This is a genomic window from Acinetobacter sp. CY05 (assembly GCF_059515805.1).
The window spans coordinates 1-26,162 of sequence record NZ_JCAKMW010000029.1; the positions used below are offsets into that span (position 1 = coordinate 1).

At 40.4% G+C, this 26,162-nt stretch carries 26 protein-coding genes, 1 rRNA gene and 1 pseudogene; 18 read left to right on the forward strand and 10 right to left on the reverse strand.

Annotated elements, in window-relative coordinates; genetic code table 11:
• The first annotated feature begins 18 nt into the window (after positions 1-18).
• The 4 genes from rrf to ybaK all read left to right on the forward strand — a co-directional run bounded on the left by rrf (position 19) and on the right by ybaK (position 4,042).
• Positions 19-133, forward strand: a 5S ribosomal RNA gene (gene rrf / locus AC5YCD_RS14170).
• 496 nt (positions 134-629) lie between these two features.
• Positions 630-1,979 carry an aromatic acid/H+ symport family MFS transporter gene (locus tag AC5YCD_RS14175; RefSeq protein ID WP_496130650.1) on the forward strand — a complete coding sequence of 450 codons (1,350 nt, stop codon included), beginning with the start codon at positions 630-632 and terminating at the stop codon, positions 1,977-1,979.
• 137 nt (positions 1,980-2,116) lie between these two features.
• A complete protein-coding gene (locus AC5YCD_RS14180) occupies positions 2,117-3,361 on the forward strand; it encodes an esterase-like activity of phytase family protein (RefSeq protein ID WP_496130651.1) in 1,245 nt (414 codons plus the stop codon).
• A gap of 213 nt (positions 3,362-3,574) precedes the next feature.
• On the forward strand, positions 3,575-4,042 hold the full coding sequence (ybaK, locus tag AC5YCD_RS14185; RefSeq protein ID WP_496130673.1) for a Cys-tRNA(Pro) deacylase: 468 nt from the start codon (positions 3,575-3,577) through the stop codon (positions 4,040-4,042).
• Between the two features lie 83 nt (positions 4,043-4,125).
• Here ybaK and AC5YCD_RS14190 read toward each other — a convergent pair whose 3' ends face one another.
• The 8 genes from AC5YCD_RS14190 to AC5YCD_RS14225 all read right to left on the reverse strand — a co-directional run bounded on the left by AC5YCD_RS14190 (position 4,126) and on the right by AC5YCD_RS14225 (position 10,198).
• The gene (locus AC5YCD_RS14190) at positions 4,126-4,344 is read right to left on the reverse strand and encodes a hypothetical protein (RefSeq protein WP_496130652.1); all 219 of its coding nucleotides are present in this window, start codon (positions 4,342-4,344) and stop codon (positions 4,126-4,128) included.
• 108 nt (positions 4,345-4,452) lie between these two features.
• Entirely contained in the window at positions 4,453-5,676 is a 1,224-nt protein-coding gene (locus AC5YCD_RS14195; RefSeq protein ID WP_496130653.1) for an MFS transporter, read from the reverse strand.
• Between the two features lie 225 nt (positions 5,677-5,901).
• Positions 5,902-7,011, reverse strand: a complete 1,110-nt coding sequence (locus AC5YCD_RS14200) for an NAD(P)/FAD-dependent oxidoreductase (protein ID WP_496130654.1) — start codon at positions 7,009-7,011, stop codon at positions 5,902-5,904.
• A gap of 85 nt (positions 7,012-7,096) precedes the next feature.
• Positions 7,097-7,645 (reverse strand): guanosine-3',5'-bis(diphosphate) 3'-pyrophosphohydrolase, encoded by a 549-nt coding sequence (locus AC5YCD_RS14205; protein WP_496130655.1) that lies wholly within the window; start codon positions 7,643-7,645, stop codon positions 7,097-7,099.
• A gap of 65 nt (positions 7,646-7,710) precedes the next feature.
• A complete protein-coding gene (locus AC5YCD_RS14210) occupies positions 7,711-7,908 on the reverse strand; it encodes a hypothetical protein (RefSeq protein ID WP_496130674.1) in 198 nt (65 codons plus the stop codon).
• 217 nt (positions 7,909-8,125) lie between these two features.
• Positions 8,126-8,830 carry an arsenical resistance protein ArsH gene (gene arsH / locus AC5YCD_RS14215; protein ID WP_496130676.1) on the reverse strand — a complete coding sequence of 235 codons (705 nt, stop codon included), beginning with the start codon at positions 8,828-8,830 and terminating at the stop codon, positions 8,126-8,128.
• Positions 8,831-8,835: 5 nt separating this feature from the next.
• Entirely contained in the window at positions 8,836-9,876 is a 1,041-nt protein-coding gene (gene arsB, locus AC5YCD_RS14220) for an ACR3 family arsenite efflux transporter (protein WP_496130656.1), read from the reverse strand.
• 4 nt (positions 9,877-9,880) lie between these two features.
• Positions 9,881-10,198: an ArsR/SmtB family transcription factor gene (locus tag AC5YCD_RS14225; protein WP_496130657.1), complete on the reverse strand. Its 318-nt coding sequence runs from the start codon at positions 10,196-10,198 to the stop codon at positions 9,881-9,883.
• Between the two features lie 79 nt (positions 10,199-10,277).
• Between AC5YCD_RS14225 and arsC the strand changes: the two genes are divergently transcribed.
• Positions 10,278-10,712 carry an arsenate reductase (glutaredoxin) gene (arsC, locus tag AC5YCD_RS14230; protein WP_496130658.1) on the forward strand — a complete coding sequence of 145 codons (435 nt, stop codon included), beginning with the start codon at positions 10,278-10,280 and terminating at the stop codon, positions 10,710-10,712.
• Positions 10,713-10,876: 164 nt separating this feature from the next.
• Here arsC and AC5YCD_RS14235 read toward each other — a convergent pair whose 3' ends face one another.
• Complete coding sequence (locus AC5YCD_RS14235; protein ID WP_496130659.1) at positions 10,877-12,964, reverse strand: TonB-dependent siderophore receptor; 2,088 nt, start codon at positions 12,962-12,964, stop codon at positions 10,877-10,879.
• Positions 12,965-13,224: 260 nt separating this feature from the next.
• Between AC5YCD_RS14235 and AC5YCD_RS14240 the strand changes: the two genes are divergently transcribed.
• The 13 genes and pseudogenes from AC5YCD_RS14240 to AC5YCD_RS14300 all read left to right on the forward strand — a co-directional run bounded on the left by AC5YCD_RS14240 (position 13,225) and on the right by AC5YCD_RS14300 (position 25,623).
• A complete protein-coding gene (locus AC5YCD_RS14240) occupies positions 13,225-13,956 on the forward strand; it encodes an ABC transporter ATP-binding protein (protein WP_496130660.1) in 732 nt (243 codons plus the stop codon).
• Positions 13,953-15,383, forward strand: a complete 1,431-nt coding sequence (locus AC5YCD_RS14245) for an ABC transporter permease (protein WP_496130661.1) — start codon at positions 13,953-13,955, stop codon at positions 15,381-15,383. Before AC5YCD_RS14240 ends, AC5YCD_RS14245 begins: the two co-directional genes overlap by 4 nt.
• A complete protein-coding gene (locus tag AC5YCD_RS14250; RefSeq protein ID WP_496130662.1) occupies positions 15,380-16,726 on the forward strand; it encodes a DUF3526 domain-containing protein in 1,347 nt (448 codons plus the stop codon). Before AC5YCD_RS14245 ends, AC5YCD_RS14250 begins: the two co-directional genes overlap by 4 nt.
• Positions 16,727-16,949: 223 nt before the next feature.
• Positions 16,950-17,939, forward strand: coding sequence for a putative oxygenase MesX (locus tag AC5YCD_RS14255; protein ID WP_496130663.1), 990 nt, complete (start codon positions 16,950-16,952; stop codon positions 17,937-17,939).
• A gap of 40 nt (positions 17,940-17,979) precedes the next feature.
• The gene (locus AC5YCD_RS14260) at positions 17,980-19,023 is read left to right on the forward strand and encodes a methionine synthase (RefSeq protein WP_496130664.1); all 1,044 of its coding nucleotides are present in this window, start codon (positions 17,980-17,982) and stop codon (positions 19,021-19,023) included.
• Between the two features lie 98 nt (positions 19,024-19,121).
• Positions 19,122-19,616, forward strand: coding sequence for a flavin reductase (locus tag AC5YCD_RS14265; protein WP_496130665.1), 495 nt, complete (start codon positions 19,122-19,124; stop codon positions 19,614-19,616).
• A 34-nt stretch (positions 19,617-19,650) separates the two neighbouring features.
• Positions 19,651-20,451: a sulfite exporter TauE/SafE family protein gene (locus AC5YCD_RS14270; RefSeq protein WP_496130666.1), complete on the forward strand. Its 801-nt coding sequence runs from the start codon at positions 19,651-19,653 to the stop codon at positions 20,449-20,451.
• Positions 20,452-20,581: 130 nt separating this feature from the next.
• Positions 20,582-21,256, forward strand: a complete 675-nt coding sequence (locus AC5YCD_RS14275; RefSeq protein ID WP_496130667.1) for a GntR family transcriptional regulator — start codon at positions 20,582-20,584, stop codon at positions 21,254-21,256.
• Between the two features lie 219 nt (positions 21,257-21,475).
• Positions 21,476-22,306 (forward strand): annotated as a pseudogene (locus tag AC5YCD_RS14280) (TonB-dependent receptor plug domain-containing protein); the annotation flags it as partial.
• 20 nt (positions 22,307-22,326) lie between these two features.
• Positions 22,327-23,343, forward strand: coding sequence for an ABC transporter substrate-binding protein (locus tag AC5YCD_RS14285; protein ID WP_496130669.1), 1,017 nt, complete (start codon positions 22,327-22,329; stop codon positions 23,341-23,343).
• Entirely contained in the window at positions 23,340-24,356 is a 1,017-nt protein-coding gene (locus AC5YCD_RS14290; protein ID WP_496130670.1) for a FecCD family ABC transporter permease, read from the forward strand. The genes AC5YCD_RS14285 and AC5YCD_RS14290 overlap by 4 nt, the downstream gene beginning before the upstream one ends.
• A complete protein-coding gene (locus tag AC5YCD_RS14295) occupies positions 24,353-25,117 on the forward strand; it encodes an ABC transporter ATP-binding protein (protein ID WP_496130671.1) in 765 nt (254 codons plus the stop codon). The genes AC5YCD_RS14290 and AC5YCD_RS14295 overlap by 4 nt, the downstream gene beginning before the upstream one ends.
• An 11-nt stretch (positions 25,118-25,128) precedes the next feature.
• On the forward strand, positions 25,129-25,623 hold the full coding sequence (locus AC5YCD_RS14300) for a GNAT family N-acetyltransferase (RefSeq protein ID WP_496130677.1): 495 nt from the start codon (positions 25,129-25,131) through the stop codon (positions 25,621-25,623).
• Between the two features lie 9 nt (positions 25,624-25,632).
• Here the strand turns inward: AC5YCD_RS14300 and tnpA are convergent, their stop codons facing one another.
• On the reverse strand, positions 25,633-26,037 hold the full coding sequence (gene tnpA / locus AC5YCD_RS14305) for an IS200/IS605 family transposase (protein WP_496130672.1): 405 nt from the start codon (positions 26,035-26,037) through the stop codon (positions 25,633-25,635).
• Positions 26,038-26,162: the final 125 nt, after the last annotated feature.

Consider the following 26,162-nt stretch of genomic DNA (forward strand, 5'->3'; position numbering starts at 1 on the left):
AGTAAGCATCCAAGTTGTGCTGGCGACAATAGCAAGAGTGAACCACCTGATCCCTTCCCGAACTCAGAAGTGAAACCTCTTAGCGCTGATGGTAGTGTGGGGTTACCCATGTGAGAGTAAGTCATCGCCAGCTCATTATTCTAAAAATCCCTCGATCGTTGATCGGGGGATTTTTTTTCGCCTATAAAAAGCAATAAATACCCTCAGAATTTGCATGAAATTGTTTTAATATTCCATGTTGATTTTAAGCATTCATCATTATTCTTGAATCAATAAATATTATTGAGCGAGATGTTTTAAGTCATATTCCTTAAAAATGACAACTATATATCCATTTTAATATTTTATATTGTTTAATTTAATTTAACTGTTTAAGTGTATATCACGTATATATTAGATGAATATTAAATAAATTTTAAACATGATTGATTTTTATACTGCCAAAGTGTCATATATGTATATAATAAATATTTTGTTTTAATACATGCAGATAGATAAGTAAATGTATATTAATTTCTATAATCTTTAGTCGTATTGTGCATGAAAAATCTAATAAGTATATTGAATCTATAAAATGCACTTAATAGTTTTTATTAAGTATGGACAAGTACTCATGGGAGATGAGAACGATGAAGACGGACAATATAGATGTTAATTCTGTAGTCGATAACGCCAAATTTACGCCTTTTCACTTCAATGTAGTTGCTTGGTGTTTACTCATTATTTTATTTGATGGTTACGATTTAGCAATTAATGGTGTGGTATTACCATTACTCATGCAAGATTGGGGCTTGAGTGCAATGCAAGCAGGTATGCTCGCAAGTACTGCATTGGCTGGAATGATGTTTGGTGCAATGATTTTTGGTTCGCTGGCAGATAAAATCGGGCGTAAAAAAGTCATCATGATTTGTATTGTACTTTTTAGTGGATTAACGTTTGCTGGTGGTTTTGCATCAAATCCAACAGAATTTGGTATCTTAAGATTTTTAGCAGGCTTAGGAATTGGTGGTGTTATGCCAAACCTTGTGGCTTTAACTTCTGAATATGCACCTAAAAAAATGCGCAGTACCTTAGTCACAGGTATGTTCAGTGGTTATGCTGTGGGTGGTGTAATGGCTGCTTTACTTGGATCATGGTTAACCCCAAGCTTTGGCTGGGAAATTATGTTCTTCATTGCAGGCATCCCATTATTTTTATTACCAGTGATTTGGAAATTCTTACCTGAATCTTTGGGCTTTATTGTTAAACAAAATAAACAAGCGGAAGCGCGTGAAATTGTTAAGCGTATTGCACCAAATACTCAAGTCACAGAGAAAACAGTATTTACATTACCAGAAGAAGCTGTACCTGAAGCTGCTAATGTGGTGAGTTTATTCCGTCGCGGACGTGCAGTGAATACGCTATTGTTTTGGATTGCTTTTTTCACTTGTTTACTGACAATGTACGCTCTAAGCAGCTGGTTGCCAAAGCTGATGATGGCAGCAGGTTACTCAATGGATAATAGCCTCATGTTTATGATGGTGATGAACGTGGGTGCAGTTGTAGGTATTGTTGGTGGCGGAATTTTAGCAGACCGCTTCCATTTAAAACCAGTACTGATGTTCTTAGGTATTATGGGTGCGATTGTGATGAGCCTAATGGGTTTTCAATCGAATCAAGCTTTGCTCTATATTTTAGTATTCTTAGCTGGTGCTGCTTCAATTGGTTCACAAATGTTGCTTTACAGCTATGTAGCACAATATTATCCAATGGCTGTACGTTCTACAGGTATTGGCTGGTCATCTGCAATTGGTCGTATGGGCGCAATTGTTGGTCCAATTTTAATTGGTGGCTTACTTGGTATGAACCTACCAGCGCATTTCAATTTCATTGCTGTAGGTTTACCTGTTCTGATTACTGCAATTGCTGTTGCCTTAATTATGAATGAAAAAGATACAGACAAGATCGAGATTGCTCAGCCAGTCAGCGCTAAAGCATAACTCAATGATCCGAAAAGCCCCCTGAAAAGGGGGCTTTTTTATGGCTAAAATTTAAGATAATCGTCACTAAAATGCAGCTTAATTGTCATAAAAAATCGTTTAAATAGCCTAAGTTTATTAAAGCGATCTTTATGTACATGAAAAAAATAACTTTATCTTTAATTGCACTGAGTTTCTTATCACTCGCTGGGTGTAACGACGACAATGACAATGTTCAGGCACAACCCGCAGTAACTGAACCCACTTTGATTTCCTTTGCCAAGCTTAAAGTTGATACTTATGCTGCAGGACCAGAATCTGGTGCTTATGTGAAAGGCGCAAATGGTATTTATCCGCCATTTCCAGGTCAACCTGTACAAGGTTTTTCTGCAGCTTTAAAAAATGCTGATGGCACGTATATGGCCATGTCTGACAATGGATTTGGTGCTCAAGATAACTCGGCTGATTACTTGTTGCGTATTTATCAAGTAAAACCAGACTTTCGCTCTCAAGCCAAAGGCAGCGGTGAAGTTGAGGTCCTAGATTTTATCCAGCTCAAAGATCCTAATCGCCTGATCCCGTTTGAAATCGTGAATAACAATAGCCCAGAGCGTTTATTAACAGGTGCAGATTTTGATCCTGAATCGATGCAACGTGAAGCAGATGGCTCATTCTGGATTGGGGATGAGTTTGGTCCATATTTACTGCATTTTTCTAAAGATGGCGTATTGTTAGATGCACCTATTGCTCTTCCACACCCAACTCAAGCAGGTGTTGAGTTACGCTCACCACAGAACCAAATGAATAAGGCACAAATCAATTATGTTGAACCTTTAGTTCAACGTAGTGGTGGTTTTGAGGGAATGGCGATTTCTCCTGATGGTAAATATTTATATCCATTACTCGAAAAACCATTATCCAATGATAGTACTGGTCAATTAATCATGTCGCAGTTTGACTTAAAAACTAAACAATATACGGGCAAATATTATTTATTTGGTCTAGATAGCAAAGCATCAGCGATTGGTGATTTCCAGCTGTTTAGCCCAACAGAAGGTATTATTATCGAACGTGATGATACAGAAAATAATTTAGGCGGTTATAAAAAATTAATCAAAGTGAAATTAGGTGACGTAGGGCAAGTCATTGAACGCGAGGAAATTGTAGATCTTATGGATATTGCAAATCCAAACTTACTCTATGGTACACCGCGTGCAGGCGATATCGCGACGGGTGAGCGTTTTGGTTTCCCATTCCAAACCATCGAAGATATTATTATTGAAGATGCATCTACTTTAACTGTTTTTAATGATAATAACTTCCCAGGATCTTCTGGTCGTAATGCAAAATTAGCAGATGATAATGAAATGATTCAAATTAAACTACCAAAGAAACTCTATTAATTCTAAGTAATGGGTGTGTTTATGCTTCAAAAAAAGCCCCATGATTAATTAATAATAATTAAAAGCTTTATATAGTGGTCTTTCAATTAAAATACTGATTTTAATGAAAGGCCACTATTTTTTTGATGATAAAATAGCCTAAGAATTATTTATAATATATTTTTAAAAGCCTATAATTTAATCTTTGATTCAATCTAAATGGACAAAGAGATCATGACACCCGCTTGTAAAATTTTAAAAGCCAAGAAGATTGACTATTCTATTCATGAATATGAACATGATCCAAATGCCAAAAGCTTTGGACTAGAAGCCGCAGAAAAACTAGGTCTGTCTGTCCATGAAGTTTTTAAAACATTGCTAGTAACCGATGATAAAAATTTTTTTGTTGCGGTACTTCCTGTTGAGCATCAGCTTAACCTCAAAAAAATAGCAACAGCTGTAGGTGCGAAAAAATTACACATGGCAGACCCTAAGGATGCAGAACGTCTGACAGGATATTTAGTTGGGGGGATTAGTCCTGTAGGACAGAAAAAAAGATTAAAAACAGTGGTAGATGCTAGTGCTCAACCATTATCTAAAATGTATGTCAGTGGGGGGAAGCGTGGTTTGGATATTGGTTTGCAACCTCAAGATTTAGTAGAAGTTTTAGCGGCTCAATTTTTTGACATTATTGATGAATAATGTGCTTGAACCCTAGATCACAATCACTGCATTTTTCAAAGATAATCAAGCCAAGCCCTATATGAATAGAGCTGGCGATGACTTTATTGCGATGAACTTTCTTCTACTGAATGAGCAGATGATGCAGGCATGCTCTGTTGGGTGCTTACTTTGGGTTCACGGTTAGGCATATAATCAGGTTCAATTGACATAGCTAAGTATAAGAAAGTAAAAAAGATGGTTGTGATTCCCGCCACAATCACAACAAATTTCCATCCCAAAGCACTTGATTCAATTTCATCTGAGGAAGGTTTATTTTGCATAGCACGCCTAGAACATAAAAATAAAAAAGGTCATCTTTCATTATAAGAGTGATAGGATTTCTTTTTAATATATTTGACTTAAAAAAAGCCGCTTAAAGCGGCTTTTCTCTAACTATTTTTACGTTGTTGCATGACCTTGTTGAGCATCATACGTGGTAATGTAAACCAAGCTACGATCAGCACTAAACAGCAGACTGCAAATGCCGTCATATGGTACATTTCAAATAAAATACGTGAACCTTCAAGCACAATGAAGTAACTAAACATCATTAACATCGACATTGCTGAAGCAACTGTTCCCTTAGAAACATCAGAGGACATCATCGCTAAACGGTAAAGTACAGAAAAACAAATACCCTCACCAAAACTCATTACTGTCATACCAATGATCAAGCACCAAAGGAAATAATCAGCTAGGAATAAACCAGCAATGATGATCAATGCACCCACTAACATCATAGGTAGACCAAAATGTACGGTTTGACCCAAAGGATAGCGATCAACAATTTTAACTAAAACTACGCTTCCTAGAATCAGAGCGCCAAGTACGGGAATTTGTGCTAAACCATACTGGGTACTGCTAAGACCTAAATACTCCACCAGCATCACAGGGGAAAGTGCAATCCAAAGCATAATAGGCAGGCATGCTAGGGGTAAAGCACTGGTCATAATCAAAAATTGTTTATTAGAAAATACTTTTTTAAAGTCATGCCAGATGGTATTCATCGGCTGCTTGATTAATTTTTCAGGCTGATCTTGTGGCATGGCAACTTTTAAGCCCAGTGCACCAAGGAGTGCTAAAACCGCAATTCCGACAAATCCCCAATGCCAAGAGACATGATCAATTAAAAATGCACCGATAATAGGGCCAAGTAGGGGAGCAAATAAAGTCATATTGCCCATAATCGCCATGACTTTGACTGCACTACGTTCTTCAAAATTTTCTTGAATGGCGGCATAACCCACGGCGCTAATGACAGTCAGTCCCATACCTTGTAAGAAACGAAGACCTAAAAAGCTTTGGATATTCTGTGTCAATAAAATCAACAAACAAGTCACAGTAAAGAAAAGAGCACCACCAACAAGCACTTTTTTACGCCCAATGCGGTCAGATAAAGGACCCATCAGCCAAGCAATACATCCACCACCTAATAAATAAAATGACATTGAGGAAGGCGCCCAGCTGCTACTGACGTTAAAATCACGTGTTACACCAAGCATTGCGGGTTGTACTAAGTCGTTACCGAGATAAACTGCAAATTCGAATAAAACTAGAGCTAATGGGAACAGCATGGTGGCCCATGTAAGCTTAGAAATAGGAGAGCTAGACATTATTTTCAACATAAATAAAAAATAAAACCAAATGCTCAAAGCAGCATTTGGTTTTATTTAAAGGGAGATTTAATGAAACTTTAGTCAATCGACTAAATTAAAACTTCATAAAAAAATACACCTACGACAAAGCGTAGGTGATAATGTGCCTAGTTTAACATAAAGAGGGAATAAGAGGAAATGCGCGCTCAGTGGAAATATTCTCCTATTTATCACCAAGTCCTTTTAGTTTAACCCCAGTTCCTTTCTATATTTAGGCACCAGCATATGTCCAGCCTTAGCCAATCTGGTAATAAATGGAATATTAATCATACCAATGATAGGTAAATACACGACACCCTTTTGACTGCCTAAGGTAACTGCCATCATAGGATTATTGGTTTTGGCTTGGTAATGTTTAAAAGCAGAAGAGCTTGCTTGAAGCAAATGACGAATATTATGGGCTGCCACGGGAATTTGGCCATTGATATGCCAAGCCATCTTATTTTCATCAAGATCGGTAATATCACCTAAGGCAAAAAGATGAGCGTGACCTTTGACTTGCAGGGTCGAATCAACTTGAATTTGCTGCCTTGCATTGAGTACGTGACCAAAATTAGCATGCATAAATTGAGTATTAGGACGACCACCCGTACACCAAATGATTAGGTCATAATCAAGCAGTTCTCCATCAGATAATTCAGCCCGCCCACAGCCATTTAAAACATGTATAGGCAGATGACTGGCATTCATCAGGCGTGTATTGGTTTTAATTTTTACTCCACGGCGAGATAAGTCCTGCTCAGCATAGCGACTCACTTTGGCTGCCGTACCGCTGAGTAAACGTGGCCCAGCTTCTATAATAGTCAGATGTTTATCTGGATACTGCTCATTGATTTCTCCAGCCACTTCAACCCCAACTGGCCCGCCACCAATTAAAACAATACGTTGCGCATGTTTTACCTTATTGGCAAAATCTTGGTAAAAAGCTAAGCGTTGTGCTTTGGTCTGTTGTTGTCCTCGCACAAGAGCGTTACTAAACTGACTGCCTGTGGCAAGTACTGTCACATCAGATTGCAATCGAATGTTCTGACCATCAATTCCTGCTACGATTGCACTTAAATCTGGCTCGAGCTGCACGAGACGTCCCTGAATATGTTTCACTTCTGGTAAGGCTTGTGTAAAAGGAATGATGGCACGTTCTGCAAAATCCGGCTGAATCATACTGCGTGGTGTTGCCATAGGAATTTCAAAATATTGATTGCTGTCTACTAAGGTGACAGCAAATTCTTGGCAGAGCTGTTTAGCTAAGAATGTACCTGCCATGCCCCCACCATAAATCGTAATCGTTTTCAAATGAACTATATCCTATGATTTGATCAAGATGATCATAACTAATTTTACGTACTTTGAGCGCAACTCATGTTTGATAGACATTGAATTAGTAGTCGGTATGCTGTGACAGTCTTACTGCGCAAGTCAAAATAGAAGTTTTAAACAAGGATTGAGAGTGATCAGAGGCGGGCAGATTATCGAGCGCCTGATAGAAAGTACATGCATTGGCTAAAATTTTAGCAATTAGAGCATAGCTTTGATAACGCTGTAGATCTCGATGTGTAATCCTTGGTAAACGTCGCAAATTCATATTGTCATATATATCTGCGTATTTGACATAGCAGGCCAGTGGATGAGAGAGTGTGCGCTTGAGAACGTCAAAACGTGATTCACCCTGTTGCTTACTCAGTGCAATAATGGCATGAAGTTGGAGCGCATTTAGACCAAGATGATGCAGATCCAACAGACCTACCCGAGTATCTTCAAGTGTATCGTGCAAAATAGCCACAACTTTAGCATCTAAGCTCTTAACCTGATTCATGACACGCATGGGATGTCGTATATAGGGTTGCCCCGCTTTATCTCTTTGTCCCTGATGTGCCTGATCAGCAAATAAAATAGCTCGATTTAAGAGAGGCTCATGATGCATAGACATTTTAAATGGGGGCTTTATGGCAGATGATGATTGGTATCGAATATAAAATGCTTGAGGTGATCGAATCAAGTTGCAAGTAGTTGCCCAATTTCTAGGCGACTATATCCTCTTTCTTTTAAGACCAAAATGATCGCTGTTCTATAATCATTACAGCGAGATGTTTGATACTTTGTAATGAGCTGAGCTTCTGAATTCAGTTCTAGGGTACTTTTGTGAGTTAAAACTTGGGTAGAAATTGTGTCAAAGAGATTGAGCTTAAACATATAGGTACGATTCATCCTTATTGTAGCGGCCCGACTACAACAAAAACCTGCCTAAGCTAAGCTAGACACCCTCAGGCGCAAGAATTACAGATTTAGGGGAATTTTGCAAGCTAAGCAAGTCTAAGAACATATAGATTTAGCCGATCTACTACTATACAAACAGCCCAGAATTGGATCTGGGCTAAGTATGACTTTGAGATGCGCTACTTAAGGCAACCTAAATGCTTTTTTGATTGACACGCTTTGAGAGCTCTTCCGCACTTTCTACACGTTCAGAATAACGATCAGTAAGATAAGCGGATTGCCCTCTGGTTAACAGCGTAAATTTATACAGTTCTTCCATGACATCTACGATTCTATTGTAATAGGAAGAAGGCTTCATACGACCATCCTCCTCAAACTCAAGAAATGCTTTAGGCACTGAGGACTGATTTGGTATCGTAATCATACGCATCCAACGCCCTAAAATACGCAACTGATTGACAGCATTAAAGGACTGAGAGCCGCCACATACTTGCATGACCGCTAAGGTTTTACCTTGGGTTGCACGGATTGCACCCGCTGCTAATGGAATCCAATCAATCTGTGCTTTTAAAATTGAACTCATGGCACCATGACGCTCGGGAGAGCACCACACCATGCCTTCAGACCACGCTAAGAGTTCATGGAGTTCTTTCACCTTTGGATGTTGCATATCCCCATCTTCAGGCAGAGGTAAGCCTTTTGGATGGAAGATTTTTACTTCCGCACCAAAATATTCAAGGATTCGCCCCGCTTCTTGAACGGCTAAACGACTATATGAGCGATCGCGATTTGAGCCATATAGCAGTAATATTCTGGGTGGATGTTCAAGCTTTTTTGCCTGAACTTTTTCTAAAGTCGGTTTTTCTAAAAGACCAAGATCAATATTGGGTAAGTTCATTCGAGTCATGCCTCTTTAAACACTTTTTTTCTCAGCCAAAGCGATACGGTCACTAAGGCAATCAATACGGGCACTTCAACCAATGGGCCAATCACGGTGGTGAAAGCGACAGGTGATGCTAATCCAAACGTAGCAATGGCAACGGCAAGTGCTAATTCAAAGTTGTTACCTGCTGCAGTAAATGAAATCGCCGTGGTTTTTGGGTAGTCATTGCCCATCCACTTACTCATAAAGAAGCTAATAAAGAACATTGCAACAAAGTAAATGGTCAAAGGAATTGCGATCCGAAGCACATCTAGAGGAAGGCTAACCACCTCGCCACCTTTCAGACTAAACATTGCGACAATCGTAAATAGCAGCGCAATGAGACTCAGGGGGCTAATTTTTGGGATGAATGTATCTTGATACCACTGCAAACCTTTTTGTTTGACGAGAATCAGTCGAGTTAAAAAACCAAGTAAGAACGGAATCCCGAGATAAATCAGTACCGCTTGGGTGATTGTCCAAAAGCTCACATCAATGATTTGTGCTTCTACCCCAAAAAATGGCGGTAAGAAGGTCAAAAACAACCACGCATAGGTACTAAAGAATAAAATCTGGAAGATACTGTTAAACGCGACTAAGGCCGCCACATACTGATTATCACCACATGCTAAGTTATTCCACACCAAAACCATTGCAATACATCGTGCTAGACCAATCAGAATCAGACCAGTCATATATTCAGGATAGGATTGTAAAAAAATAATCGCCAAAGCAAACATTAAGCAAGGTGCGATGAGCCAGTTTTGAACCAAAGATAATGTCAGGGTTCGCTTGTCTTGAAAGACTTTAGGCAGAGTCGCATAGTCTACTTTAGCAAGTGGTGGATACATCATCAGAATAAGACCGATCGCAATCGGGATGTTCACTGAATTTATGCTGAATTGATCAAGTACCACAGAGGTTTGAGGGAAAAATACGCCTATGCCTACGCCTAATGCCATGGCAATAAAAATCCACAGCGTTAAATTTCGGTCTAAAAATGAGAGTTTAGAGGTAGACATGCTATTACTCGCATTGCATAGCGATCGTGATGTTACTGGTAGGGGCATTCATAACTTCATCCTTTAACACATGAAGGATAGACGTTGCCCACTCGGGTAAATCAGGATTTAAACGGTAATACACCCATTGTCCTTTACGTTCATCTAACAAAATCAGATGGGTACGCAATAAAGCCAAATGGCGCGAAATTTTAGGCTGACTCAGTTGTAATATTTCTGTGATTTCACAGACGCACACGTTTTGTCTTTCTAAAATGATTTTTAAAATATCCAAACGGGTCGGATCTGAGAGGCATTTAAAGAAATCGGATTGATTCATCATCTACACTCATAAATATGCTCTTGCGAATATACGTATATCCATATATAAATGCAATATGATTCAGCTCTGAGTAAATATCATGTCATCAAACGTTAAGATTTATCACAACCCTGCATGTGGAACTTCAAGAAATACATTAGCGCTTATTCGAAATACAGGGACAGAACCTGAAATTATTGAATATCTTGTTAATCCTCCAAGCAAAAGTGAATTGGTTGATTTAATTGAAAAATCGGGGCTTTCTGTACGTGATACGATTCGTAAAAATGTAGAACCTTTTGAAACGCTTCAATTAGATCAGCAACATTGGACAGATGAGCAGCTTATTCAGTTTATGCTTGAATATCCGATTTTAATTAATCGTCCATTTGTGGTAACTGACTTAGGCGTAAGACTGTGCCGACCATCTGAACTTGTATTAGATATTTTGTCTGCACCTCAGCTTGGTGCTTTTACTAAAGAAGATGGTGAACTAATCATTGATCAAGACGGTAAGCGAATCCAGTCAAAATAATGGGTTTTCAAACATCTAATAGCTGGAGGTGCAAGGACGATCTGTGATCAAAGCTCGACTGGATGTCGAGCTTTATGATTTCAACATCGATAAAACGAAGATCGCTAACTCAAGATTGCGCTCTTTACTCAATACAGAGCAGGGGTGTTAGCGGAAACGGTGTTTTAAAATTTCCACTGCACCGATACGGAAGCATTTAAAGGCTCAGCTGGCTGAATCCATAAATCGTTATAGCTTGCTGTGTAATACCTTTCATCAAATAAGTTGTTGAGATTAAATTGATAGTAAAGTTGCTCTGAAGGCGCATAGTAGGCATTTAAATTCACAACTGTATAGCTGGGTAAGTCAAAGCCATTGTCACTTGGATTAGCACTACGATCACCAACGTACATGGCTGTCGCACCTACACCTAATTGATCGGCATTGGCTAGATACCATTGGTAATTTGCACTGATCGAACCACTATGCTGAGGCACGTTACTTAAACGTAGGCCTTTGGCCAGTGTATGATCTTTTTCAACCTGTGCATCGGTATAGCTATAATTGGCGCGTACAGAAAATTGATCGCTAATATCAGTTTGAAGATCAAGCTCAATGCCTTGGCTCGAAACCTCAGCTGCAGTCACCTGATAATTGCTATCTAGCGGGTCTGTCGTGAGTACATTCTCTTTGTCCATTTTAAAAACCGTAACACTGACTAAGCTCTGAGGGTTGAGTTGGAATTTGGTTCCTAGCTCATAACTTTTCCCTTTCTCAGGATCAAACAATTGATTGTTACGATCGGTACCACTATTTAATGCAAAGGAATGTCCATAGTTGGCATACCATGACCATGTATCATTGACACGGTAATTAAGACCAAAACGAGGGCTGGTCTGTTGGATGTCACGTTGACTTTTCGTGTTTGCAACTTTATTTTGCAAATCTTGTGTCACATGGTCAAAACGTGCACCAAATAAAATACTCCATTGATCATTTAAAAACATTTGATCTTGAATATTGAACGCAAAATAGTGTTGTTTCTCTTCTAGATTAGAAAAAAGTGGCAGTTCAGGTAAATATTGCCCATATACAGGATGATAAATATCAATGCTATTTGGTGAGCTCTCACTATGGTTACGTCGTAATTGCAATGCACGGTAATTGAGCTGACCGACTTCAGTGCTTAGCAGAAGTTCGTGTTTTGCCCAATCGTGTTGGAGGTTACCCAGTAACTCAGTTTGAAACAGGACATCATCACTTTTCGTATCGCGGTAACGTTTTTGACGTTCTAGAGTACGTCCATCACTTTGAATTTTACGAGGTTCATTCGAAAAACCTTTTAATTGAGTATCTTTGAAACTCAGAGCATTTTGCATTTTCCATGCATCGTTAAACTCATGGGCTAGACGGAATTGATAAAAATGATCCTTTTGAGTGAGTTCGTCATTGGGTTCACCCGTAAAAGTCTCAGGATTCATCACAAATTGCTGTTGATAGCTGCTGACCCCACGGTCAAATATCCCAATTTGTTGAGTAAATTCACTATCAAAATCGAATTGGGTTTGATCTGATATTTTCCATGTCAGTTGAGGTGAGAAGAACCAACGTTCACTGTGAACATGATCACGGAAACTTTGATTATCTTCACGGGCTATGGCAATACGATAAGCCACCTGATCATTAATCGGCGCTGTGTGCTCAAAGCTAGCGCGATATTTTTCAAGACTATTGGCTCTGAGGTAAATGTCTGAAGATTCTACCCATTGTGGTTTTTTTGTATTGATGTTGAGTAAACCACCAGTTTCACCGCGTCCATACAATGCTGCCATCGGACCTTTTAAAAAATCCAAAGACTCAATATTCACGATGTCGCGCTGTGCGCTTAAACCACGATTGACACTGAGTCCATTACGAATGGTTTGTGAGCCAAAATTTGGATCTGTGCTAAAACCACGAAATGAAAAGTTTTCCCAAAAGCCACCAAAGTTGCTTTGATGATAGACACCACTAACTTGACCTAAAGCATCATCAATACGTTGTATATCTTGTTGTTGGATCAGTTCTTGAGATAAAAAACTACGGTTAAAAGGCACATCGAGAATGTCATGAGAAAACTTGGTGATTGCAGTACTGCGTTGATTTGACTCAGTCTCATGTTGTGCTTGCAGCTGAATAGTTTGTAATACATTGACTGAATTTTCTGCCCAAACCAATGAAGAACATAAACAAAGCCCAAAGCTAGATGAAAACAAAGAAAATTTGTGAAGCATGATAGAATTTCATAAATGTTATGTAATAACATAACATTTTAAGGATTTTTGAGTTCTTGTCAGCAATTATTTTGCGTTAAGTACTGAATAAATGTCTTTGTAATTGCAGCTATAAGGACATGATGCATGTTTCGATGGGATGTGATTGCTTAAAAATAGCAACTCTATGCCATTTGTCAGTTATCTGACGGGGTGAGTTGTATACTGTTGATTAAATAAAAGAGTTCCGTGTGAGTATAAATAAACAGAAGCGACCTTCTATGGTCACGTCATCTCGTGACTATGTGCTAGATGCCAGTGCGATCATTGCGGGGTATGGCAACAAAACCATTCTCAAGCAGCTAGATTTACATATCCAAGCGGGTGAAATTTATGCGTTGCTGGGTGCGAATGGTGCAGGTAAGACCACAACGCTGAGCTTATTTCTAGGCTTCCTTGCACCCCTTGCTGGTCGAGTTCGTGTCCAAGGGTTTGACCCAATAACACAAGCTGCCCAAGCACGTAGAAATATTGCCTATATTCCTGAGAATGTAGCGCTGTATGAACATTTGAGTGCGCGAGAAAACGTGGCTTACTTATTGGATTTGGCAAATCAAGATGTTAATCCAGCACATATTACGCAAGCATTATCAGCAGCCGGCTTAGCACAAGACGCTTTCGATCGTCGTGTGAGTGGATTCTCTAAAGGCATGCGCCAAAAGGTTGCAATTGCTTTAGCTTTGGCACGTAAAGTACCAGCTTTACTATTAGATGAGCCTACTTCAGGACTCGACCCTCAAGCCACGACGGAATTTAACCGTTTGTTGGGTTTATTACGTAAACAAGGCGTGGCTATTTTAATGGTGACACACGATTTACTGAGTGCCGCCGACATCGCTGATCGTATTGGTTTCTTAAATGAAGGGCATTTAGTGGAGGAGGTTGCTGCCACAGGTATTGATCGCTTTGATGTACGTACACTGCATCGACGTTATGCAGGGCAATCACTATGAGTGTTGTACAACGGATTGCCCGAGAAGAATGGCGCTATCTTTTTCGAAATCGCGTCGCTGTTTTGGGCGCTTTATTACTGATGGTTTTGATGTTGGTCGCCACATTTACTGCATGGGAACATCAAAATCAGACCAATGCTGAGCGTGAGCATTATCAGGCACAAGCTAATCATGAATTTGAAGCTCAACCAGATCGCCATCCGCATCGCATGGTACATTACGGCCATTTCGTATTTCGCCCTCTGAACCCCTTAGCTGCATTTGACCCAGGTATTGATTCTTATACGGGTAATACCTTGTTCTTAGAAGGACATCGACAAAATAGTGCAAACTTTGGTGATGTGCGGCAATCCTCTTTACTGCTACGTTTTGGGCAGTTGAGCCCAGCCTTTGTACTACAAGTCCTAGCACCCTTGCTATTAATTTTTGTTGGGTATTCGGGAGTAGTACGTGAGCGTGAGTCAGGTACCTTACGGGTTCTATTGGCACAAGGTGTAAGCAGTCAACAATTCGTTATGGGTAAGTTACTTGCCCTTAGTGCTTTTGCAGGGCTGATATTTTTACCCGCACTTTTGGCATTAGGATGGATGGCAATCAGTGGGCAGGCTGTTTGGTCATATACTTTGTGGTTGTCAGCCGCTTATATCATCTGGCTGATGCTGTGGAGCCTGGCCATTGTCTTGCTGTCGAGTATATTTACGCGAAGTCGTGATGTATTGGTTGCTCTGATGGCTGTTTGGGCTGTGATGGTGATTCTATTACCACGTTGGATTCCTGATAGGGTAACTACGGCAATTGAGCTTCCAACGCGTATGGAGAATGAAATTCATGCGCAGCGTGAATATCGGGCATTAGGTGATGGACATAATCCGAATGATCCTAAGTTTATCGCGTTTCGGGATCAAGTACTTAAGCAATATGGTGTGACACGTATTGAAGATTTGCCAGTGAATTTTAAAGGCTTAGTGGGTATGGAAAGCGAACGTCAATCTACCGAGCTCTTTAATCGTTATGCAACACTTACGCTTGATTTACAAGCTGAACAAAATCAAATGGTTGAGCGGTTTGGCTGGCTTAGCCCAACCTTGGCATTGCGACGTGTTTCAATGAGCGCATCAGGTACGGATTTAGATCATTTCCGCCGCTTTTTACAGCAAGGAGAGCAGTATCGATACGAATTGATTCAAGGCCTGAATCGATTACAGGTTGAGGAGCTAACTTATGCTGATGACACCAACAAGGATAAAGACAACCGTATTGACCATAAGCACTGGCAGGCCTTTCCAGCATTTGAGTTTAAACCAAGAACAACGGCTGAAACTTGGCAGCACATTATGCCAGCGGGAGGAACTTTGCTGTTATGGCTGGTGATGCTCACGCTCGCCACGTACTTACAAGCCACTAGATTAGGGAGAATGGTACGATGAGTTGGTTAAGCCATGAATGGCGTTTGTTACGACGATCATCACTTTCTATGGTTGCTATAGTTTTGTTATTGGTATTAACAAGCATGGCAGTGTGGTCAGGTTTACAGGAAGTTGAACGACAGCATCAGAAAATCCAACACTTAGCTGTACTTCATGAACAGGATGTAGCTGAAATTGCAGCGCAATATGCTGATAAGGGAGATGTGGGTTATCCAGCTTACTATACATTCCATTATACTTGGGATGAGCCATCGGATACTGCATTCCTAGCACTAGGGTTACGCGATGCTGCGCCCTATGTATTGCGGGTTCGCGCTTTAGGATTGCAAGCACAATTATATGAAGGTGAGGTATTCAATCCTGAATTGGCCTTATCGGGACGCTTTGATTTCGCCTTTGTGGTCATCTATCTTGTGCCATTATTTGTGATTGTGTTGTTACATGACTTAATTTCTTTAGAGCGGCAGTCGGGTCGATTTGGTTTGTTGCTCTCATTGTCCAATGGCACTCGAATTTGGCAACGCCGTGTCGCACTGCGTTATGGGCTACTGTTAAGTTGCTTACTCGTACCGATGCTCGTTGGTGCCGCTGTTGCTGGAGTGACATTTACAACCACGGCCATGGTGGCATTTATTGTCGCTAGTTATCTGGCATTTTGGGTTGGGCTTAGCTTGATTGTGGTTACGTGTGGTTGGCGATCAGCCACCAATGCGACTGCTTTGATGGGCGTGTGGGTGATGTTGACTTTGGTGCTCCCAACTTTGGCTAATGTTGCATTAGTACGCAGCATTCCTGTCAATCAAGGGGTGGATTTAATGTTAGCACAGCGCCAACTTGTACATAGTGCCTGGGAAATTCCACGTCAACAGACAATGCAACGCTTTATTGCAAATTATCCAGCATGGAAAGATACAGCCCCTTTGGGCAAAGGCTTCCAATGGAAATGGTACTTTGCCTTTCATCAGTTAGGGGATGATGATGTGACCGAGCAAGCTCAACAATACCGTGATGGTTTATTAAAGCGTCAGGCATGGACAAATCGTATTGGATGGATATTACCAAGTGTGGGTTCACAAGCAGCTTTACATCAATTCGCGAGAACCGATTTGCCGGCACAGTTGCGCTATCAAGACCAAGTCGCGGATTATCACCAACAGGTGCGCATGTACTACTATCCTTATTTGTTCAATGAGTTGAAATTTAGTTCGGCTGCCTTCGACGCACGACCTATATTTGAACCAAAGCCACATACTGCTGAAGTAATACGTCTTCATACTTGGATCATGCTGATTTTATGTTGGCTTATTGCGGGATGGGGCATACATCGTATCCGTCGTCATTAATTTCAAATTCTAAATAAACAGAGTGAATGTACAACCATAATGGGAGCCTAGACTCCCATTTTGAGTCAAGCATTTTATATGTACATCAAATACAAAATATATTCCAAAGTGAATATTTCTCATCTTTAATTGAATTTATATCGTTTTACTCATGTTTTGATTCACGTTTAAATAGCCTCATACAGAAATTAGCTTTTTATAAAATTTTTAGGTGGCAATCTCCATGAGTACAGCATTTGAGTGTTCAATTAAACGTATCCGTTTTGATGAAAACTATACACCAGCAGACAGCACCCGTTTAACCACAAACTTTGCCAACTTGGCACGTGGTGAAAGCCGTCAAGAAAATTTGCGCCGTACCCTTGCGATGATCAACAACCGTTTTAATAGCTTGGCGACCGTTGATAACCCTAAAGGTGATCGTTATTCACTGGAGATTGATATTATTTCTGCGGAAATTGATATCGAAGGCAATGGCCAAACCTTTCCATTTATTGAAACCCTCAAAAGCACCATCATCGACCATCACACGGGTGAGCGTATTGAAGGCATGATTGGCAATAGCTTCTCATCTTATGTACGTGATTACGATTTCAGCGTGGTGTTGCCTCAACTTGGTTGTGGGGTGGGCGAAAAACCTGAAGATTTTGGTAATCTACATGGCAAGCTTTATCAACATTTAGTCAATTCAGCAGTATTTAAAGCAGAATTCAATAAAGAACCCGTGATTTGCTTAAGCGTTTCAACTTCTAAAACCTACTACCGTACAGCCAATGTACATCCTATTTTAGGTGTGGAATACACCAACGATGAATATTCACGTACCGATGAATATTTTGCCAAAATGGGCTTACGTGTGCGTTATTTCAAACCAGAAGGCGGTAATGCACCACTCGCATTCTATTTCGCTGGTGATTTAGTCCGTGATTACACTGATTTCGAATTGATCAGTGCCATTGCGACGATGGAAAGTTTCCAACGCATCTATCGTCCTGAGATTTACAACACCAACTCTCCTGCAGGTGTTGTATATCAACCAAGTTTGAACTATGCAGATTATTCACTAACGCGTGTGGTGTATGACCGTGTGGAGCGTGGTGAGTTGGCCGTTAAACAAGGTAAATGGACTGAAGAAAACTTTATCAAACCTTATAAACAGATTCTTGATGAATGGGCGGCCAACTTTAATGTTGAAAAAGACCAAGCTGCTTAACCACCCAAATTAGAAATCAATTTTAGAAAGAAGATTAGACATGGCGCTTACACAACCAAAATTACTCCTTCCAACCTCTACAGCAGGTAGTTTACCCAAACCGTCTTGGTTGGCTGAACCTGAAAAATTATGGTCAGCATGGAAACTAGAAGGTGAAGAATTATTAGAAGCAAAACGTGATGCTCTAAAGTTATCATTACATGAACAAGTCACTGCGGGTATCGATATTGTCAGTGATGGTGAACAAACCCGTCAGCATTTCGTGACTACATTTATTGAGCATCTTGAAGGTGTGGATTTCGAAAAGCGTGAGACCATGCGTATTCGTAATCGTTATGATGCAAGTGTACCTTCGGTTGTGGGTGAAGTTTCACGTAAACAAGCCGTGTTTGTTGAAGATGCGAAGTTCTTACGTAGCCAAACCAATCAGCCTATTAAATGGGCACTGCCTGGCCCGATGACTATGATTGATACTTTATTTGATGGTCACTACAAGAGCCGTGAAAAATTGGCTTGGGAATTTGCCAAAATTCTAAACCAAGAAGCGCTCGAGCTAGAAGCGGCAGGTGTTGACATTATCCAGTTTGATGAACCTGCGTTTAACGTCTTCTTTGATGAAGTAAACGATTGGGGTATTCCGACTCTAGAGCGTGCGCTTGAAGGTCTGAAGTGTGAAACAGCCGTGCATATTTGTTATGGCTATGGCATTAAAGCCAATACCGATTGGAAACAGACTTTAGGTAATGAATGGCGTCAATACGAAGAGTCATTCCCGAAACTACAACAATCTAAGCTCGATATTATTTCGCTTGAATGCCAAAACTCACGTGTACCAATGGATTTAATCGAATTGATTCGTGGTAAGAAAGTGATGGTGGGTGCCATTGATGTGGCGACCAGTCAAGTGGAAACGGCTGAAGAAGTGGCAAATACACTACGTAAAGCCTTGCAATTTGTGGATGCAGATAAACTTTATCCATCAACCAACTGTGGGATGACCCCGCTTTCTCGCCAAGTAGCACGTGGCAAGCTGGAAGCATTGAGTGCAGGCGCTGCGATTGTGCGTCAAGAGCTTGGGGCCTAACACTAAAGGTGACTAGAGCATGGCGTGTGATTCATAGATCATGTGCCAATGCTTGAATCGAAGCATAAAGCTGATGATATACATTTGAGATGAAAGAGATGATTGAAGCAACAGACTTTAGAAATGCAATGTCTTTACTTACCACAGCAGTGAACGTCATTACCACTGCGAGTGAAGCAGGCATGCATGGATTTACCGCATCGGCTGTATGTAGCGTGACCGATACCCCGCCAACCTTATTGGTCTGTATGAATCAATCCTCTCGTTCACATGCCCATTTTGTTGAGAATCAGGTCTTGGCTGTAAACGTACTGAGTACTCAGCATGAGCAGATCTCAAATGCATTTGCGTCGAGTAAATTCAGTTCTGAAGAGCGCTTTCAATTAGGCGAGTGGGGCAGTTTAGAGACAGGCTCACCGATTTTACAAGATGCTCTGGTCAGTTTTGACTGTGAAATTCAGGACATTCAGCACGTCGGTACACACAGTATTTTCATGTGTCGTGTGCTTCAAGTTCAACAAAGCGATCAAGAAGAAAGTCTGGTGTATTTTAACCGTGCTTATCATCAAGTGGGTCAGTTGGAACACGCTTAACTCAATTTCTTTATCTTTTAAAAGTTAGTTTATTGTGGAACTTATAACCTTTTTAGTCATCGGCGCTTTTGCAGGTTTTGCAGCAGGGCTGTTTGGTGTGGGTGGTGGAACGATTATTGTGCCACTACTTTTTATTGTCTTTACCCAAATGGGGTATGATCCTAACGTTGTCATGCATCTCGCATTAGGGACATCTTTAGCCACCATCGTTGTCACTTCGATAAGCTCATTAATGGCACATCATAAAAATGGGGCTGTGCTCTGGCCTGTTTTTAAAAATCTAGCGCCACCCATGGCGGTTGGTTGCTTTTTTGGAGCAGGTATTGCGGGTTTGATATCCGGATTACATCTGCAAATCCTTGTCGGCTTATTCTTAATTTGGGTCGCATATACCATGTTTACAGGTGCTAAAAAAGCAATTGATCCAACGAAGATTTTACCTTCATCAGGTCAACAAGTTGCTGCTGGTAGTGTGATTGGTGTCGCATCAGCCCTCTTTGGTATTGGAGGCGGAAGTCTGACGGTTCCATACTTAAATCGTTATGGTGTGGTGATGCAAAAAGCAGTTGGAACATCTGCAGCATGTGGACTCCCGATTGCTATTGCAGGTGCATTAGGTTTTATGCTTTTTGGTATGAATACTGAAATCAATATACCGAATACGATTGGTTATGTTCATGTTTATGCCTTCATTGGCATCAGTATTATGAGTTTTATCACGGCAAAATTTGGTGCTAAAACTGCACATGCTTTATCACCAGCCGTATTGAAAAAATGTTTTGCTGTGTTGTTGCTCATTATAGGTTTGTTTTTTTTAATCAAAGGTTTAGCTTAGTATAGTCAATTAAAAGTGCTGCTTAGGGGTAAGCAGCATAAGCTGAGCTTTTTTATCTTATTTATGATTGGTTTACATGTCATATTCTCTTTATAATTTAATACATGATGAGAAATGAAGACCCTCCGGGATGAGTACAACATTAAAATCTGGTGCAACTAATTTAGCTACAATCATCTACACGCAGATTAAAGAAGACATTTTTAGTTTTAAGTTTAAGCCTGGACAACGTTTTACTGAAACAGATATTGCTGAAAAATATGAAGTTAGTCGTACACCTATTCGACAGGCATTATATCGTCTTGAACAAGAAGGCTATGTAAACGTACATTTTCGTAGCGGTTGGGAAATTAAACCTTTAGATTTTACCTTCTATGCTGAACTATTTGACTTGCGCATGATTATAGAAAAAGAAGCAGTAAAACGCTTATGTGAGCATCATCAAGAGTCTGAAGAGTTAGAGTATTTAAAGCAGTTGTGGTTAGTTGAAGCAAAAGACTACAATCAAAATGCTAAAGAATTAATCCAACAAAGTGAAGACTTTCATTGCGCTTTAGTCAGAGCTGCGGGTAACCAACAGATGGCAAAAATCCATCATGAAATCAGTGAAAAAATCCGCATTGTATTAAGTTTAGGGGCAATGCGTGAATTTGACATTGAACATGCTTACCAAGATCATGCTGCAATTTTAAGATGCATTCTCGCGTGCGATTCACAAGGGGCGATTCACTTAGCTGAACATCATGTTCTACATAGTATTGAAGATGTTAAAAAAATTACCTTACTTTTGGTATCCAATATGTAAGAAAATTTTCTAAATAAATGATGTTAAATGCCAATTTTAGTAATTGGCATTTTTTTTGCTTAATGCAGGCCATCTTGTATACAAGATTGTATACATGGATCATTGAGGTGGTTTTAAATTGTATTTGCACATATTTAGTGCATGAATTGTGTGATAAGTGCACCAATTTAACTCATAAGTATTATGTTGCATCAGTATTGTGCGGTTTTGGGGTGAGGGATGAAGTGGTATTTAGTTGTGGTAGGCAGTTTAATTGGCTTAAGTCCAAGTAGCTGGGCACAAGTGGAAACGCATGTCTTAAATACGATGTATGTCGCGGCCAGTTCGGCCGAAGAGTTATTACAACACTCACAAGCCCTGAGTAAATTCCAACATGAGTTATTGGATATTCCATTTAATAAAACCCATCTCTCTGAAGCCATCTTAGCGCAACAAGATATTCAGCGCATTGATCAAGCCTTACATCAAGTCAGTGGGGTATTTCATCAAAACAACTACGGTGGTGGCTTGTGGGATAATTATTCATTTCGTGGTTTTCAGGCCAATCCCAATATGGGAGCTGATAATCTGCGCAATGGATTAAGTGTTAATCGCGGTCTAAGTGCGCCTAGAGATCTAGTCAATATTGAAGCACTGGATTTTTTAAAAGGACCAAGTGCTGCTTTATATGGTCGTGGTGAAGTAGGGGGACTGTTAAATATCACCACCAAAAAGCCAACTTGGCAATCTGAAACCGAAATTTATTTACATGCTTCAAGCTTAGATGACTATCGGATGAGTGTAGAGCATAGTGCACCGGTCAATGATGAAGTTGCTTACCGTCTGGCTATTGCATGGGAAGATCAGCAGTCATTTCGAGATCATGTTAGCAGTCAACGCTTGTTTTTTGCCCCACAATTATCCTGGCATTTATCCCCAGATACCCAATTAGCATTGGATGGTGAATTCACGCAGCACTTAGGGACATTTGATCGTGGGATCACGGCGGTAGATCAACAGTTGCTGATGAATCCTAAGACATTTACCGGTGAGCCAATCAAAGCGGATTTATCAAGACAGTGGAAGCATGGATGAAACTATACCTGATTCTTCTCCTGAGTTGCCTAATATTGGCTTGTTCAAAGCACGAGCAAAAAACCGCACCTGAGGCAGCAGCAGTCATGTCACGTTGCGTTATAGATGGTTCAGATACACAGGTATGTATGCCACACTCGGCTCAGCGTATTGTGGCTTTATTTGAATCTGGCCTAGATGGACTATATATGTTAGGTCAAGGCGCTCAAGTTGTTGGTATTCCTGCTGAAGTTTATTTGCAACCTTTATTATTTGAAGCCTATTCTAAACTCGATCACAGAATTGCCAATCGACAACTGGCAACACCTTCTCAGGGTTCCAATGCCACGAACATAGAGAGTTTAATGCTGCTTAAGCCAGATCTAGTCATTGTGGGGAGTGGTCAGACACAAACCATTGAGTTGCTCAGACAGTTTGGTATTGCGGTTTATGTGATGCAGTCTGGAACTTATGTGCAGGTCAAGAAGGAACTGGCAGATCTTGCTGTGCTGACAGGTGCTGAGGCACGGGCGCAAGATATCTTAACCTTTGCAGATGGTATGATGGCTGAGGTGGCACAGAAAACACGCCATCAACAAAATCGACAATCTATTTACTATGCATGGTCGGGTGGACGTATTTATTCCACCTCAGGTCGTCAATCAATTACCAATGATTTTATTGAGTTGGCGGGCGGCTACAATGTTGTGACCACTGATACGAATCAACCGAATGTCAATCCGGAAACCTTGCTGGAATGGAATCCTGACAATATTGTGCTTTGGAATACAGATCCTGAGCTGATCTATCAGCGTAAAGAATTACAAGGCTTAAAAGCTGTGCAACAGCATAAGGTTTTTAATCTGACGCCGGCATTTATTTATAACCCACATACCCTCAAGATTATTGTGACGGCGATTTATCTCAATAAACACATTTATCCTGAATCCTCGGACTTGGCAGTTGAAGCGCTGCAATTGAATATTTTAGAACAACTCTATGGTCGAGCACTGGCAAAGAGGTTGATGTCATGACCTTATCTTCTTTTAAATACACATGGTTCTATCCAATCCCAGTGCTCTTGATTTTTATATCCTTATTGTTAGGGCCGAGCCAAAGCTTAACTGCAATGGATTATGCCTTATGGTGTATACAATGGAGTATAGGCATCATCTATTTTGATGAGCAGCAATTTATGTTGATGCAAAATATTGTATTCAATATCCGCTTGCCTAGAATTTTGCTGACCTTTATGGTGGGCGCTGCATTGGCCACAGCGGGCAATGGTCTACAAGCGCTATTTCGCAATCCTTTGGTCGATTCTTATGTACTGGGAATTTCATCTGGTGCAGCCTTTGGGGCGGCTTTAGCCCTGTCTTTAACTTGGTTGTCGCCTAATTTGTCAGCCTTTATCTTTGGTGTTGCGGCGGTGGCTTTAACTTATTTATTTGCGCAGCAAAAGCATGAAAGCCAAACGTCATTGGTGATGGTGGTTTTGTCTGGCATGATTGTTTCAGGTCTATTTTTGGCTGGTCTCACGATTATTCAATACTTAAGCGACCCTTTTAAACTACAAGCGATTGTGCAATGGACCATGGGTAATTTACATCAGGCCTCTTGGGAAAAAGTACAATACGCCGTGCTGCCGATCATGGTGGGCTTAGTGGGTTTATTCATGTTGCGCTGGCGTTTAAACCTCATGGCCTTGGGGGCTGAGGAAGCGCAAGCCGTTGGGGTTAATCCTAAATGGGAGCAAGTCTTATTAATTGTGTTAGTGACTTTATGTACCTCTACCTCAGTGGCTGCTGCAGGGATTATTAGCCTATATGGTTTGTTTATGCCGCATATTGTACGCATGTTGGTGGGGCCAGATCATCGCTACAGCATTCCTGCCAATATGATGTTGGGAGGCAGCTTTTTATTGCTAATCGATAATTTTTCTCGTGTACTCCTCACTTTTGAGATTCCAATTGGTATTTTTACTATGCTGCTCGGCGCACCATTTTTCTTGTTACTCATAAAAACACAACGGACACAGTGGGCATGATTCGAATTGAACAGTTAAATTATGCGTATGGACATAAGCAAGTTTTAAAACAGATTAATTTAGAATTTCCGGCCGAGCAATTCTCCGTGATTTTGGGTCGCAATGGTTGTGGTAAATCTACCCTATTTAAACTTATGACCGGCCTAGAGCAGGTACAAGATGGACGGGTACTGTATGCAGAACGTCGCTTATCAGAGATTAAAGGTCAAGAGCGCGCAGCATTACTGGGTTTTTTGCCACAGTTTCATAAAACTGTTTTTCCATTTTTAGTCAAAGATGTAGTGATTACTGGGCGAGCTGCATTTAGTCGATTTCATCCATCCAAGCAAGATTGGGCGATGGTAGACCAAGCTTTGATAGATTTAGATATAGAACATTTAAAGGAGCGGCCCTACACCGAACTTTCAGGCGGGGAACGTCAATTGGTGATGATTGCACGTATTTTGGTGCAAGCACCCAAAGTCATTTTATTAGATGAGCCCACTAACCATTTAGATGTGTATTACCAATCCTATTTAATGAAAAAATTGCGCCAACTGTCACGACAAAAATTTACCGTGATTGCGATTATGCATGACCCCAATTTGGCTTTTTTATTCGCTGATCAACTGTTTTTTATGCATGAGCATGAAGTGATTCAACCTGATTCAAAAGCACGCCTAACTGATCCTCAATTTTTAAAAAGTGTCTACGATGTCGAGTTTCATGAAGCCATGATCAAAGACAAAACCATTGTTATACCTGACCATTCTTGGCTATGAAAATGAATCCAATCCAACTCAGTTATCAATTATTACAAACTCAAGATGTTAGCTCGGCAATACAGTTTGCCTTGACAACCCGTCAGTTACTCTTTCCTGAACTTTATCAAACGCAGATTCCTACAGATATTCAATATTTTAAGCAATATTATATCGAGAGTTGTTTAGGGTGCTTTATGGTGGTTAAAGATAAGGACAAGATCATTGCGAGCATTGCTTATCGTGGCTATGACCAGCGCTTTCAGTTGGATGTGCCTAAAAACAGTGTTGAAGTGGTGAAACTTTTTGTATTAGCTGAATATCGTAGGCAGGGCATTGCTACAAGACTGTGCCAGCTGCTGTTTGAGCAGGCACGTCAAAAAGGAATAGATACACTGTATTTACATACCCATCCATTTTTGCCGGCTGCTGAAAAATTTTGGACCTTACAAGGATTTACAGTAGTCAAACGTGAATGGCTAAAAACTTACGACACGATTCATATGCTCAAAGCAATCAATCCTTAATTGAAGGATTTATCCGATGGAGCGTAAAATTTCTGGGTTTAGCCCGAGGATATAAGCGACTGGCGTAAGCCATTCATGCGGTGCTTGCTGTTGATGGATATGCTCAATTATCCCAATAGGCGCACCTCCGCACGATGCAGCGAAGTAACTAGGCGACCACAAAGCATTACCCCATAGCTTGTTTTTGATTTCAGGAAATTGTTTTCTTAAATGACGACTCGATACACCTTTTAAACTATTCACTAGATTTGAAACAGCAACTTTAGGTGGATAATTAATCAATAGGTGTACATGATCATGTTCACCATTAAATTCCACCAATTGAGCTTCAAAGTCTAAGCAGACACGTTCAAATACTTCACACATTGTTTCGAGCATGTCTTTGGTAAAAACATCTCTACGATATTTAGCCACAAAGACTCAATGAGCGTGCATATTAAAAACACAGTGACGACCTGTTCTAATCTCTTGCCTATTACTCATAGCCTAAATATATTTTAATAATGAAAACCCTTAAATTACGCATAAAAGACAAACAT